The following is a 13,788-nucleotide window of genomic DNA, read 5'->3' on the forward strand; positions in this document are numbered from 1 at the left end:
TCATCTTCTTTCTTTTTAATATTGCCCTTGCATTTGGGACAGGGCCAGCCCCGTATTACGGGACGTAAAGGTACACCTATGAAATGTTTATTAATAATATTAATGAGAATCATTCCCATTACGCACTAGTTAGTATACACTAACCTAGGACATTTGTCAAGATTTTTATGAAATCTTTTTGTCGATAATTTAAAGAAGAGCTGCGGCAAAATAACTAAAATATTTTGCCGCAGCCCCTCTCCTATTTTTTACCAGATTTTCACACGCTTTTGGGGAGCCACGTACATGGCATCTCCCTCCTTTATCTCCTGATAAGCCTTATAAAAGGCGTCGGTAGTGCTAAGAACTGCATTGACCCTCACCTTGGCCGGGGAATGAACATCCGTGTTCAGCCTTCTGATCATGCTCTCCGGCGTATATTTCGACGTCCATATGGTTGCATATTGCTTAAAGAGCAGCTTTAAGCTCTCCGCATCATCTCCCACAATGGAAGTGATGGCGGCCAGGGAACCGAGATCCGCGATATTCTCATTTAAGGTCTGGGCTCCGTTTACATGACGGCCCTTATAGCCTTCCTGCCCGTCATAGTAAGCCACCACCCGATCCGCCAGCTGTTTGAATTTGGCCCTGTCCTCATTGGTCCACCATACATGGTAGTTTCCCTTTTCGTCATAAAGGGAACCTGAGGAATCAAAGGCATGGCTGACTTCATGGGCAATGACCGATCCGATTCCTCCCAGATTTGACGCATAATCTTCGTCTGGATCATAGAAAGGAGCCTGCAAAATGGCGGCCGGAAATACGATTTCATTTCCGGTGGGGTTATAATAGGCATTCACCGTCTGAGGTGTCATGCCCCATTCCGTTTTATCCACCGGTTTGCGGACTTTTTCCTTGCTCACATCATTTTGAGCCTTCATGAGGGAAAGAACGTTATCAATTAAGTTTCCCCCTTTTTCAATCGGTGTGATGGTTGCTTTTGCATAATCATTCGGCCACTTGTCCGGATATCCGATCTTAAGAGTCATGTTTTCCAGCTTTTTAATGGCGGCTGCTTTTGTCTCTTCTCCCATCCAGTCAAGATCCATGATCTGCTTTTTGTAAACCTCAAGGATATGGCGGACCATTTTTTCAATGGCTGTTTTATCTTCTTTTGAAAAACGCTTTTCCACATAAAGCCTGCCGAATTCAAACCCAAGCATGTTCTGGGTTCTTTCACTTGCCAGCTTCTTGTCTGTCTTTCTCTCCTTAATACCATTTTGTGTGTTATTCCAGTCTATATCATTATCCCTGATCTCAGGAGCGAGGTAAGGCGCAAAATCACTTACCAGGCTGAATATGGAATAGTTCTTTAGAACAGGGAGATGATCCTCTGTCAGGTACCGGCCTATTTTTACCATCTGCGCCTTCTGGGTCACTATTAAGGAATCAGCATCTGCAAGTCCTGCTGACGTAAGATAGGAGTCGACAGCACCTTCCGGAAGCAAACTCTTTATTTCCTTCATGGAATACGGATTATATATGATATCAGGGTCACCCTGCTGGCTTAAGGGAAGGGCGCTTTCAGCCAGATCCTTTTGGAATGCCAGGATTTCAGCGGCAGCTCTTTTCGCCTCATCACTACTCATGCCCGTATATTCCAAAGTCCGTCCGATATAGTCTTTGTACTGGTCCATCAGCTCCGACTGGGTCTTATCCTCCAGTGTTTCCTTTCCCGGCCCCAGATCTGCCCCATCCACATATAAAGCATACCGGCTGGAATCCTTCATATCTTCCATCCACTGCACCGTGATAATGCTGCTGACTCCCAGATCCCCATATATGTTTCCCACTGCCTTTAAATACTCATCAATGTTTGAGGCACTTCTTACCTGATCCATATATGGCTTAAGCTGTCCAAATTCTGCTTTTTCCCGCCCATTCACATCTAAGGCGGATAAATACAGGTCTGCAATTTTCTGCTCCAGGGATCCTGGTTTAACCTCTTTCCGGTTCTTTACGGCCTCTTCAAGTACCCCCTCAAGAACTTCAAAGGAGTCTTTCTCCAGCTGATAAAAATAACTCCAGCCGCTGGAATCCTTTGGTATCTCCACCTGGTTCAGAATATCCTGGTTCGCATATTCATAATAATCATCCTCCAGCCTCACCCCGTCTGCATTTTCCGCCGGGTCGCTTCCTGCTTCCCCTTGAACGTTAACCGGCTGGGCTGCTGTCTGCTCCGGCTGTGTCTCCATTTTCTTCCCGCACCCGGATAGGAGAAAAGACAGCATTACAATAGCTGCCAGACAGAATTTGATCCTGTTTTTCATATTGTACCTCTCTTCTTTTACAGGTTTTTTCAAACTAAAAAGGAAGTGGATCTCTCCACTTCCTTATCAGTTAGTTCTATCTATTATTATGCTTAAACTTCGTCAGAATATACTGCCCCATCTTCTGCTGAAGACTCATCCTGTGACTGAAGCGCTTTGATGCTTAAACTGATCTTCTTGTCGCCTTCGTTGAAATCAACCACTCTGGCCTCGATTTCCTGGCCGATAGCCAGAACATCAGAAGGTTTATCCACATGCTCTTTGGAGATCTGGGATACGTGAAGCAGTGCATCTACGCCTGGTTCCAGCTCAACAAATGCGCCGAAATCTGTCATACGTGCAACTTTTCCGCTTACCACGTTGCCTACTGCATATTTTGAAGAAGCATCCTTCCACGGATTTGTCTCCGGGAACTTTAAGCTGAGGGCGATCTTATCACCGTTAATATCCTTAACCAGGACTTTGATTTTCTCTCCAGCCTTGAAAGCTTTCTTCGGGCTCTCTACTCTGCCCCAGCTCATCTCGGAAATATGAAGCAGTCCGTCAGCACCGCCAAGGTCAATGAATGCGCCGAAATCGGTTACATTCTTGATGGTACCTTCTACCACATCACCCGTATGGATTCTTTCAAATAATTCCTTCTGCAGCTCGGCTCTTCTTGCAACCATGATCTGCTTTCTGTCGCCGATGATTCTTCTTCTCTTAGGGTTGAATTCGGTAATAACAAATTCAATCTCCTTATCTGCATATCTGGATAAGTCCTTCTCATAAGTATCAGAAACCAGACTTGCAGGAATGAAGACTCTTGCTCCCTCTACAACCACACTTAAACCACCGTCAAGTACCTGTGCAACTTTTGCGATAAGTACCTCGTGGTTTTCAAATGCTTCTTCCAATCTCTTATTGCCTCTGTCTGCTGCCAGTCTCTTGTAAGACAGTGCTACCTGACCTTCGCCATCGTTTACCTTAATGACTTTGGCTTCCATTTCTTCTCCAACCTGTACAGCGGTTGTAAGATCTAAATTCTGGTCATCCGTGTATTCACTACGCGGAATGATGCCGTCGGACTTGTAACCTATATTCAAGACGATTTCATCTTCCTTTACGTCGATGACTTTACCAGTGACGATCTCTCCTGTACGTATAGTTTTCAATGATTCTTCTAACATTTGTTCAAAACTTAACTCTGACATTAGTATGAACCTCCTCGATAATATAATTCGGGGTTGAAGCCCCGGCTGTAATACCTACGCTGCGCACAGAATTTCCACAATCAGGATCTAAATCACCTAGTGTCTGGATATAGTAAGTGTTCTTACATTCCCTTCGGCATATATCGTACAGCTTCTGGGTATTGGAACTACTTTTTCCGCCTATGACAATCATGGCATCCACTTCTGAAGCTATCCGCTTTGCTTCCACCTGTCTTTCCTGTGTTGCATTGCAAATCGTATTTAAAACAAGTATATCATACCGCGTTTCCGAAATTTTTTCAACTAAATCTTGAAATTTATTGTAATTAAATGTCGTCTGTGATACGATACACAGCTTTTCCCTTTCCGATAGAGGTAATCTTTCCACTTGCTCGGGTGTTTCCACCACTAAAGTATTGTCATTTCCCCAGCCTTTAATACCTTCTACCTCCGGATGGGTTTCATTGCCGATGATAATAAGCCGTCTTCCCGCCTCATTCTGCTCCTCGGCGATTCTATGGATCTTCTTTACATAAGGACAGGTAGCATCTACAATCTCGATCCCGTTTCGTTCCATGATCTCGTAAACCCGCTTCCCGACTCCATGAGATCTTATGACAACGACTCCATCCTTAATCTTCTCAAGCTCCTCTTCCGAATGAATGACCCTGACTCCCTTTTCCTCTAAATCACGTACCACTTCCTCATTATGGATGATGGGGCCATAGGTATAGATGGGTTTGTCATCTCTTTTCAGCTGTTCATAAACTTGTTCCACCGCCCGCTTGACTCCAAAGCAGAACCCGGCGGTTTTGGCAACAATCACTTCCACAGGCTGCCTCCTTCCATTTTTCTTTCATGAAAAAGCCGGAGAATCTGCTCCACCACTTCAGGAATGGTCATGGATGAAGTATCCACAAGAACCGCATCCCCGGCCTGCTTAAGGGGAGAATTTTCCCGGTTCATATCCCGGTAATCCCGTTCAATGATATCCTTTTCAATGTCCTCCAGACTGCATTCTTCTCCCTTTGCCCGAAGCTCCTCATACCGCCTTTTTGCACGGACCAGGCTGCTTGCCGTTAAATATATCTTAAGGTCAGCCTCCGGAAGCACGCAGGTTCCGATATCCCGGCCATCCATGATGACATTTTCTTTTAAAGCCAGATTCTTTTGCAGCTCCACCAGCTTACTTCGCACCGGCATATAGACAGAAACTGCAGAAGCCATGGCGCTGACCTCCGACCTGCGGATCAGTCCCGAAACATTTTCCCCGTTTAAAAGCACCTGCTGCATCCCATTTTCGTAGGAAATGGTGACATTCACCTCCCCGGCTGACCGGCAAATGGCTTCCTCATCGCCTGCCGGTATCCCATTTCTTAAAAAATGCAGTGCCATGGCACGGTACATGGCTCCCGTGTCCACATAAACGAAGTTAAGGTTTTCCGCAACAGACTTAGCAATGGTGCTTTTTCCTGCCCCGGCCGGTCCGTCGATGGCTATATTATAAACTTTCTTCATCCTTTGAATTTCTCCTCTCCGGCAGCACTTCCGGCCGCCCAACCGGTAGACCAGGCGATTTGTAAATTAAAGCCTCCGGTCACTGCGTCTAAATCCAGTACTTCCCCTGCAAAGTAAAGGCCTGGGAGAAGCTTGGATTCTAAGGTGGAGGGGCTTACCTCCTTAACAGAAACACCGCCCTGGGTGATGATGGCCTCATTGTAGCCCCGAAGTCCTGAAAGCGTCAGGACAAAGCCTTTGGTTGCACGGACAAGACGCTGCCGTTCTTCCCTGGTGATTTCATTGACCTTCTTTTCCGGCGGAATTTTGCTCACATCCACCATGACCGGCACGAGCTTTGAAGGATACAAATGCTCCAGGGAATTCTTGAACTGCTTGTTTGCAGCCTCTTCAAAATCCCGTAAGATCCTGGCATCCAGCTGTTCTTCGGAAAGAGCCGGTTTTAAGTCAATGGAAAGGGTCAGCGGCCCTTTCTTCAGTTCCTTTACCGCATAGCTGCTGGCGCTTAATAGAACCGGTCCGCTGACCCCGTAATGGGTGAACAGCATTTCCCCGAATTCCTTATAAACCACCTTTTTACCGTTTAATACGGAAGCCTCCACATTGCGGAGGGACAGGCCCTGCAGCTCCTTTACCACCGGTTCCTCTACCACAAAAGGAACCAGGGCAGGAGAAAGGGATGTGACCTTATGGCCGGCTTCCTTTGCCAACTCATAGCCGTCTCCTGTGGAGCCGGTGGCCTGATAGGAAAATCCGCCGCAAGCCACGATTACGGCATCTCCGTGTACCTTTTCCCTTTTTCCCCCGTCTTTTAAAACCAGCCCCAAAAGGCTGCCATCCTCTATCAAAAGCTTCTCCACCTGGGTGCGGGTATGGATGGAAACTCCAAGCTCCAAAAGCCGTTTTGTAAGAGCCTTTATTACGTCCGAAGACTTGTCGGTGGCCGGAAATACCCGGTTGCCCCGCTCTGTCTTTAAAGGACAGCCAAGCTCTTCCAACAGGTCCATCATATCAAAATTGGTAAAGCCATAAAAGCTGCTGTAAAGGAATTTGGCATTAGTCACTACGTTTCCGAACAGCTCCTCCGTATCACAGGCATTGGTCACATTGCAGCGTCCCTTGCCGGTGATATATACCTTTTTACCAAGTTTTTCATTTTTCTCAAAAATGTGGACGGTACTGCCCTTCATGGCTGCTGCTATTCCAGCCAGCATCCCTGCAGCGCCACCGCCCACGATTAAAACCGTATTCATGCAATTTCCTCTTTTCCGCCCATGTTATTTGGGCATAAAGGTATCCCTGGAAGGGGTTTCCTCTTTTCCGCCCATGTTATTTGGGCATAAAGGTATCCCTGGAAGGGGTTTCCTCTTTTCCGCCCACGCTATTTGGGCATAAAGGTATACCCGCAGGGTGTTACCTCTCTCTTTCGTTCACTATTTTTCTACTTTACACGAAAAAGAGCGAAAAAACAAGCGGTCATGAATTTTTCTTTCTTTTTTTGCACTCTAAGGCATATAGGTATGCCCGCTGAGCGTTCTTTCTTTTATCTTTGCCTCCAAAGCCTCTACAACGGTTTTTAGCACCTTGATCCTGGCATAGTATTTACAGTTCCCCTCCACTACCACCCAGGGGGCATAGGTCGTGGAAGTCCGCACCAGCATCTCATTGACCGCAGATTCATACTGATCCCATTTCTCCCGGTTTCTCCAGTCCTCTTCCGTGATCTTCCACTGCTTAGACGGATTTTCCTCACGCTCCTTAAAGCGTTTTTCCTGCTCATCCTTATCGATGTGGAGCCAGAATTTAATGACAACGGCTCCGGCATTTGCCAAGTGGTTCTCCATCTCGTTGATTTCCTGATAGGCCTGCTTCCACTCAGCCTCGCTGCAAAAGCCCTCGATCCGCTCCACCAGAACCCGGCCATACCAGGTCCGGTCAAAGATGGCGATATGGCCTGCTTTGGGCACATGGTTCCAGAAACGCCACAGGTAATGATGGACCCGTTCTAAGTCATTGGGAGCAGACGTTGGGTAAACCTTATAGCCCCTGGGATCCAGATGGCTGGTAAGGCGCTTGATGGCCCCGCCTTTTCCTGCCGCATCCCAGCCTTCAAAGCCCAGGACGACGGGGATCCTTAAACGGTATATCTGGCTGTGAAGGGATTCCAGCTTTTCCTCCAGCCGGTTTATCTCCTTCTTATACGCTTCCTTAGTCATGGTCTTTGATAAGTCCACACCGGATAGGACTCCGTTCTGGAATTTCTCCGAACGGACCGGCGATTCTTTTTCTCTTCTCTCTCCTCTTAGCTCCCTCTGCTTTAAGGCATCTTCCAGGCAGTCCGCCACATGAGTCATGATCTTGGCGGAGGCGAAATCCCTGTCAGTGGCTTCGATGATGGTCCACGGAGCGTAGTCCATATCCGTCCTTTCAAGCATCTCCTCGGAGATTTCCAGATAACGGCCGTATTCCTTATTCCTGCGCCAGTCCTCTTTTGTCACCCGCCAGCTGGTTTCCTTGGAGCTTTCCAGCCGGTTAAACCGCTTTTTTTGTTCCTCCTTAGAAATATAGAGGAACAGCTTTATGATGACCATACCGTCATCGGTCAGCTGCCGCTCAAAGGACTGGATGTCATGGAAAGCCTCCGGCATGTCTGTTTCCGGCATCTTTAACTCAAACCGCTGGATGGTCACCTGCCGGTACCAGCTTCTGTCAAAGAGGGCGATTCTTCCCTGGGCCGGAAGCTTGGTCCAGAAGCGCCATAAAAACGGGCGCATCCGCTCCTCTTCCGTTGATTTATCATTGGCATATACATCAAAACCCCTGGGATCCAGCGCCTGAATCAGGCGGTTGATCTGGGTGCCCTTTCCCGATGCTCCCATGCCCTCGAACACGATCATGACAGGAATTCCAGACTCCTTGCACTCCCGCTGCAAAATGCCCAGCCTTTCGCTCTGCTCTTTCACTGTGCTTTTATAGGTTTCTTTGTCTATTTTTTTCGATAAATCAAGTTTCTCAAGCATAAACCGTCCCTCCTTTGTTTAAACAGTTAAGCCTAAAGCTTTGCAAACACGTTAGCCACCTCTGCCATGACCTCACTGATCTTGATCATCTGCGGACATTCCTTTTCGCAGTGATGACATGCCTTACAGCCTTCCGCCTTTACCAGCATAGCCTCGTATCCTGCCTTTGCCTCACTCTCTTTATGTGCAGCCGTCATGTTATAATAAGAGAAAATCTCCGGGATCTCCAGGCCAAAGGGGCAAGGAATACAATAACGGCATCCGGTGCAGCCCACCAGGGCCATGGAATCAAATACTTCCTTTGCCTTTTTATAAACCTGCTTTTCGTCCTCTGTGACCATTCCGGTATGGCTGCGGGTTGCAAATTCTAAGTTTTCCTCAAGCTGCTTTTCGTCGCTCATCCCGCTTAGGAGAAGGCTCACATCCGGCTGGTCCCATAAAAAATCGAGAGCATATTCTACAGTAGATTTTCCCTCAGGGAATACTTTTTTTACGTGATCTGCAGGATCAGCCAGCTTTCCTCCGAGAAGCGGTTCCATAACCACCACGGCAAGCCCCTTGTCCGCTGCAGCTTTCAGCCCCTTTTCTCCGGCCTGATGCTCTAAATCCACGTAGTTATACTGAATCTGGCAAAAATCCCATCCGTCATAATAATCTAGGATATCCTGAAACACATCATACGAATCATGGAAGGAAAATCCAAGATATTTTATTTTACCTTCCTCCCTGGCTTTTTCCATGCGTTTTACAAGATCGAATTTTTTGACCTTATCTTCAAAACGATCCCTGCTTAAGGCATGAAGCAGATAAAAATCAATGTGGTCTGTCTGAAGCTTTTTAAGCTGCTCATCTAACACCTCATCAAAATCCTCAGGTTTTTCAAGCTTCCATACCGGACATTTGGTGGCCAGATATGTTTTCTCCCGGTAGCCATCCCTTAATGCGTTTCCCACGATCCTTTCGCTCTCTCCCTGGTGGTAAGGATATGCCGTATCAATGTAGTTAACCCCTTCATCAATGGCATGGCGGATCATGGATACCGCCCGTTTTTCATCCACCTGCTCTTCCTGAAGGATCGGAAGCCTCATAGCTCCAAACCCCAGAGCCGATACCTTAATTCCTGTTTTACCAAAATCACGATACTGCATAATCTTCCTCCGAATAATATGTATTACGGCTCTTTTTTACCTGCCGTTCTTATCTTTATTGTATCATATTTTAATCCCGCACAAAAAGACTTTTTTTAATCCGGATAATAAATCACCATGCTCAGCCGGCAAATTTCAAGGCTGCTGTTATGGTATTCATGAGGGCAGTCCGCCTGAAACCGGATGGCCCCTCCCATTCCGGCACAAAACCTCTCACCGGCGGCCTGGATCTCCAGATTCCCTGAAAAAACCGTAAGAAACTCCTGGGTATTTTCCGGATGAGGATCCGCCTTTAAACTGCTGCCGGGATCAAGCTCAATATAGATCATCTCAAAGCGCCTTGCGCTGTCAAACGGAAAAACCGGATAATTGCGGAAATGGCCGTCATCCTCAAGGAAAGGCTGCATCAGAGCCGTATCAACCACCTCATACTCTGCTTCAGGGCAGCTTACCAGCTCCGTAAAGGGAACCTTAAAACCATTTGCTATCTTCCAGACCGTGGAGATGGTAGGGTTCACCTCTCCACGCTCGATCTGCCCAAGCATGCTTTTGCTGACCCCGGACGCCTTTGCCGCAGCATCAAGGCTCATCTTTCTCTGTTCACGCAGCCTCTTTAAATTCTCTGCAACAATTGAATTGATAAAATCCAAAAATAATCCCCTCCCAGTCATTGACATTATAATGCACAAATCGTATATTATATAATACAAACAATATATTGCTTGATATGTACATTATATCATATCCCAAAAAGGAGGAAAAGTATTTCATGAACTTCGCAGCATTTTTTTCTTACATATTTCTGACCGCATTTACCCCCGGTCCAAACAACATCATGGCCATGTCTCTTGCAGGGAAATATGGATTCCGGGAGAGCATCCGCTTTAACCTGGGTGTATTTTTCGGCTTTCTGGCCGTTATGACAGGCTGCTGTGCCTTCACCAGCCTTTTATACCGGTTCATTCCTCTGCTGGAACCGTTCATGGTATATGCGGGTGCCGGCTATATCCTTTGGCTGGCCTGGTCCATCTGGAGAGACAATCCCCGTTCCGGAAAGCACAATCTAGAAACAAACAGCTTTTTAAACGGCATGATCCTTCAATTTGTCAATGCAAAGGTGATCCTCTACGGACTTACCGCCATGACCACCTTTATCCTGCCAAACTATAAAAGCTTTCCCGCCCTTGCTCTTTTTATTTTCCTCCTGTCCCTTATGGGTTTTCTGGGAACCAGCTGCTGGGCCTTGTCCGGAGCGGCATTTAACCGTTTCTTTTCCAGCCACAGGAAAATACTGAACCTATCCATGGCCCTTTTGCTGGCATACTGCGCCATATCCCTTGCTGCAAAGGGAATCTAAGGCGGTCTGAGAATCATATACAAAACAAAAGCGCCGCGGCATACTGAATTTCAGTACACCGCGGCGCATTAAAGACTCCCCTCGTCTTAAATACCAGAGCCAGATTGTTTAAGTATTTATCTTATTTTAACTCTGGCCAGTAATCCTTATTCGCTTCAATCATTTCATCCAGAATCTTTTTTGCTGCCATCGCTGAGGGTATGGTCTTATTTAACGTAAATGCTGCCAATGCTTTATCATAGCTTCCTTCGATTGCCGCCTCTACGATCAGCTTTTCACTCGCCTCCTGCTGCTCAATCATTCCTTTATAAAAGGTCGGAATTTCCCCAACTCTAGTCGCTTCCGGTCCTTCGTTGGTAATATAGCAGGGGATTTCTACCATGGCATCGTCTGGTAAATTTTTAACAGCACCATTGTTCATGACCATAACCAGATGACGTTTCTTTAAATTATATGCCAGGCTCATAGCTACTTCCACGATAAATTCCCCATGAACTCCGGTAAAAAATGGGGTCATATCAATTTCTCCAGACGTTTCGTACTGTTCTACCGCCTGGAAGATCCGTTTTTCTCTTCCATCCATAACCTCATTGGCTCTTGTATAACTTTTATCTGCATGCTTTACAATCTCATCACCTAACAGATAGTATTGCATATAGGTATTAGGAAGATAATCCGGGAACATTTTCATTAAATTCTTTGCATTGTCAAAGGTATGTTTCCAGGATGCATCATTGTGGCGCACTTCACTTCTTTCATCCGGCGGCATATAGCCATGTTCTCTTACATAATCCTTTAATTCTTCGGTACGATCCTCTTCCCCGACACGGATTTTTGTAAACCAGCCAAAATGATTTAGTCCGAAGTAATCCGGTACAATATCTTTTCTGTCACAATTCAAAATGTTAGCCATGTTTCTCATGATCGCTACCGGCATATCGCAAATATTTAAGATTCTGGCATTTGGCCGGAGCTTATACATCGCTTTTGCAACTATGGCAGCCGGGTTCGAATAGTTTACGATCCAGTATTCCTTGCTTGCATATTTTTCACAATAATCGATTACTTCTACCATTGGATAGATGGTTCTCAAACCATATGCAAGACCGCCAGGCCCGCATGTTTCCTGTCCTACCACATCATATTTTAAAGGGATCTTCTCATCAAGCTCCCGCATATGATATAACCCTACCCGCATCTGGGCAAAGATAAAATCTGCATCCGTAAATGCTTCCTCCGGATCTGTTGTAAGAACCAGTTTTACTTCCGGATCAAACAGTTCAATAACCTTTTTTACCAGAACTCCTACTTTGTCCTGGCGTTCTTTGAAATTATCATAAAGCCTTAATTCAGAAAGTTTGAATTGATCCTTCTGATCCAGCAGGCTCTTTACAATACCCGGTGTATAAGTACTTCCGCCACCTACAATGACTAATTTAAATGTTTTGTTCATAGCTTTTCCTCCTTATTTATGTGATTCCATCTGTTCCAATGCATCATCCACCAAGGTTCTCATTTTGGAAACGCTGAGGCCATATACGACCTGGACATCATTTCCCTTTTTCATAATACCGGCTGCTCCGGTACCTTTTAATGCCTCTTCATCAATCCTTGAATTGTCTGCAACTTCTACTCTTAACCTGGAAAAGCAGTTCTCCAGACTTACAATATTTTCTTTTCCGCCTAATGCTTCCACGATGATCCTGCCCTGGTTCAACCGGTCTTCCTCCGTCTCCCCACTGCCGGACTGCTTTGCTTTTAATTCTTTTTTAACTGCTGCTGTATTGGCATTTAAATCCAAAGCCGCATCCGTTTCATCGTCTTCACGTCCCGGAGTTTTTAAGTTCAATTTTTCAATCATGAACTTAAAGACCACGAAAATCACAAGGATCTCCACAAGGCCAACCAGCACATACAAGGGCCATAAGGTTCTGCCGATTCCTGCCGGAAGATTTAATACAAGGAAATCCAGGATGCCATTGGTGGCGCAGACGCGGACGCCGATCAGATAAACGACCATCTGAAAAAATCCATCCAGAATAGAATATACCAGCCATAATAGAGGAGCTGCAAAAATAAAGGTAAATTCAAGTGGTTCTGTAATACCGGCGATCACCGCAGTTAAAGTGGCCGGGATCATCTGGGCCTTTAAGTTCGCCTTTTTCACTTTTTTGGCGGTTACATAGAAAGCCAATGCCACTCCAATGATACCAAATGTCTTCATAAGGCCATAAGTCAGGAAGCGGCTGGTATCCGGCATCATTCCGGCTGCCGGATCGCTTAATAACGCCAGGAAGATCGGCTTTGCACCAACAACATTTTCTCCGCCGATCACCGCCTGTCCGCCAACCGCCGAATAAAGGAACGGCGACCAGATTAAGTGATGCAATCCGGTAGGGATCAGGAACCGGTTTAAGAATCCGTATACAAATACACCTAATGCACCGGCAGTACTCATAAAGCCGGTCAATGCGGATATTCCGTTTGCAACTCCCGGCCACACATAAGTCACGCCAATGCTTAATACTGCAATGACCGGAATCATGATCATGTAAACAAGCTTGCTGTTGCCATAAGGAGCGAATCCGCCCTTAAACTCGGTATCACAGTGTTTGTTGTGAACCAGGGCCACTAAAACACCGATGATCATACCAAGAAACACGCCCATATCTGTTACATGAAAGCCTAACTGAATCGTTTGACCTGTACCATATAAGGCACCGGCAGTTGCCCCTTCCACTATCTTTCCTGACAGCTCCAGCCACTTGCTGTTGGCGCCTAAGAACATGATGTATGACATCAGGGCTACGAATGATGCATCTGCTTTTTTCTTTTTTGCCATACCATTTGCAATTCCCACACAAAACAAAATACTTAAATTCCCCATTATGGAATTCAGCATACTGTTAAAAAATTTGCCAACCGTCCACATCAGTCCACCTTCTGAAACAAATGCAGTATTGGTCATGATCGCTGTTAAAGCAATCATCATACCTACGACAGGCAAAAATAACACTGGTCCAATCATCGCTTTGGAAAAGCTTTGCATGGATTTTACTACTTTATCCCTCATCTCATATTCCTCCATATATAGTTGTTTACACTGGTAATTACCTTGTGGTGGGATTTTATCATACTTGAATACAAATCAAAATATATTCTGTATTATTCACAACATGTTGACCATATAGTGAACATATTTACTTCTGTTCCTTGTATATTTTAATGCCAGATCATGAAAGA

General features: G+C 45.9%; 11 protein-coding genes. 1 reads left to right on the top strand and 10 read right to left on the bottom strand.

The window, feature by feature from the left end; genetic code table 11:
- Positions 1-248: 248 nt before the first annotated feature.
- The 8 genes from AC27IJ_RS11500 to AC27IJ_RS11535 form a co-directional block, all read right to left on the bottom strand.
- Positions 249-2,309, bottom strand: a complete 2,061-nt coding sequence (locus AC27IJ_RS11500) for a M13 family metallopeptidase (protein ID WP_487148909.1) — start codon at positions 2,307-2,309, stop codon at positions 249-251.
- A 92-nt stretch (positions 2,310-2,401) separates the two neighbouring features.
- Positions 2,402-3,502, bottom strand: a complete 1,101-nt coding sequence (gene rpsA, locus AC27IJ_RS11505; RefSeq protein WP_312442624.1) for a 30S ribosomal protein S1 — start codon at positions 3,500-3,502, stop codon at positions 2,402-2,404.
- Complete coding sequence (ispH, locus tag AC27IJ_RS11510; protein ID WP_312442622.1) at positions 3,483-4,334, bottom strand: 4-hydroxy-3-methylbut-2-enyl diphosphate reductase; 852 nt, start codon at positions 4,332-4,334, stop codon at positions 3,483-3,485. The genes rpsA and ispH overlap by 20 nt, the downstream gene beginning before the upstream one ends.
- A complete protein-coding gene (gene cmk, locus AC27IJ_RS11515) occupies positions 4,325-5,020 on the bottom strand; it encodes a (d)CMP kinase (RefSeq protein WP_312442621.1) in 696 nt (231 codons plus the stop codon). Before cmk ends, ispH begins: the two co-directional genes overlap by 10 nt.
- The gene (locus tag AC27IJ_RS11520; RefSeq protein WP_313154699.1) at positions 5,017-6,273 is read right to left on the bottom strand and encodes a BaiN/RdsA family NAD(P)/FAD-dependent oxidoreductase; all 1,257 of its coding nucleotides are present in this window, start codon (positions 6,271-6,273) and stop codon (positions 5,017-5,019) included. Before AC27IJ_RS11520 ends, cmk begins: the two co-directional genes overlap by 4 nt.
- A gap of 252 nt (positions 6,274-6,525) precedes the next feature.
- Positions 6,526-8,040: a polyphosphate:AMP phosphotransferase gene (pap, locus tag AC27IJ_RS11525; RefSeq protein ID WP_487148913.1), complete on the bottom strand. Its 1,515-nt coding sequence runs from the start codon at positions 8,038-8,040 to the stop codon at positions 6,526-6,528.
- 32 nt (positions 8,041-8,072) lie between these two features.
- Positions 8,073-9,188, bottom strand: a complete 1,116-nt coding sequence (locus tag AC27IJ_RS11530; protein ID WP_487148915.1) for an aldo/keto reductase — start codon at positions 9,186-9,188, stop codon at positions 8,073-8,075.
- A gap of 95 nt (positions 9,189-9,283) precedes the next feature.
- A complete protein-coding gene (locus tag AC27IJ_RS11535) occupies positions 9,284-9,838 on the bottom strand; it encodes a helix-turn-helix domain-containing protein (protein ID WP_487148917.1) in 555 nt (184 codons plus the stop codon).
- 119 nt (positions 9,839-9,957) lie between these two features.
- On the opposite strand from AC27IJ_RS11535, the gene AC27IJ_RS11540 reads away from it, so the two are divergent.
- Entirely contained in the window at positions 9,958-10,545 is a 588-nt protein-coding gene (locus AC27IJ_RS11540; protein WP_312442613.1) for a LysE family transporter, read from the top strand.
- Positions 10,546-10,666: 121 nt separating this feature from the next.
- Here AC27IJ_RS11540 and AC27IJ_RS11545 read toward each other — a convergent pair whose 3' ends face one another.
- Positions 10,667-11,998 carry a 6-phospho-alpha-glucosidase gene (locus tag AC27IJ_RS11545; protein ID WP_312442612.1) on the bottom strand — a complete coding sequence of 444 codons (1,332 nt, stop codon included), beginning with the start codon at positions 11,996-11,998 and terminating at the stop codon, positions 10,667-10,669.
- Positions 11,999-12,010: 12 nt separating this feature from the next.
- Complete coding sequence (locus AC27IJ_RS11550; RefSeq protein ID WP_312442610.1) at positions 12,011-13,618, bottom strand: PTS transporter subunit EIIC; 1,608 nt, start codon at positions 13,616-13,618, stop codon at positions 12,011-12,013.
- Positions 13,619-13,788 lie beyond the last annotated feature (170 nt).

It is taken from the genome of Lacrimispora sp. YZC11, assembly GCF_057543815.1.

Coding starts and splice junctions, on each gene's coding strand:
- AC27IJ_RS11500 (WP_487148909.1), bottom strand. CDS start 2,309: ATGAAAAACAGGATCAAATTCTGTCTGGCAGCTATTGTAATGCTGTCT.
- rpsA (WP_312442624.1), bottom strand. CDS start 3,502: ATGTCAGAGTTAAGTTTTGAACAAATGTTAGAAGAATCATTGAAAACT.
- cmk (WP_312442621.1), bottom strand. CDS start 5,020: ATGAAGAAAGTTTATAATATAGCCATCGACGGACCGGCCGGGGCAGGA.
- AC27IJ_RS11520 (WP_313154699.1), bottom strand. CDS start 6,273: ATGAATACGGTTTTAATCGTGGGCGGTGGCGCTGCAGGGATGCTGGCT.
- pap (WP_487148913.1), bottom strand. CDS start 8,040: ATGCTTGAGAAACTTGATTTATCGAAAAAAATAGACAAAGAAACCTAT.
- AC27IJ_RS11530 (WP_487148915.1), bottom strand. CDS start 9,188: ATGCAGTATCGTGATTTTGGTAAAACAGGAATTAAGGTATCGGCTCTG.
- AC27IJ_RS11540 (WP_312442613.1), top strand. CDS start 9,958: ATGAACTTCGCAGCATTTTTTTCTTACATATTTCTGACCGCATTTACC.
- AC27IJ_RS11545 (WP_312442612.1), bottom strand. CDS start 11,998: ATGAACAAAACATTTAAATTAGTCATTGTAGGTGGCGGAAGTACTTAT.
- AC27IJ_RS11550 (WP_312442610.1), bottom strand. CDS start 13,618: ATGAGGGATAAAGTAGTAAAATCCATGCAAAGCTTTTCCAAAGCGATG.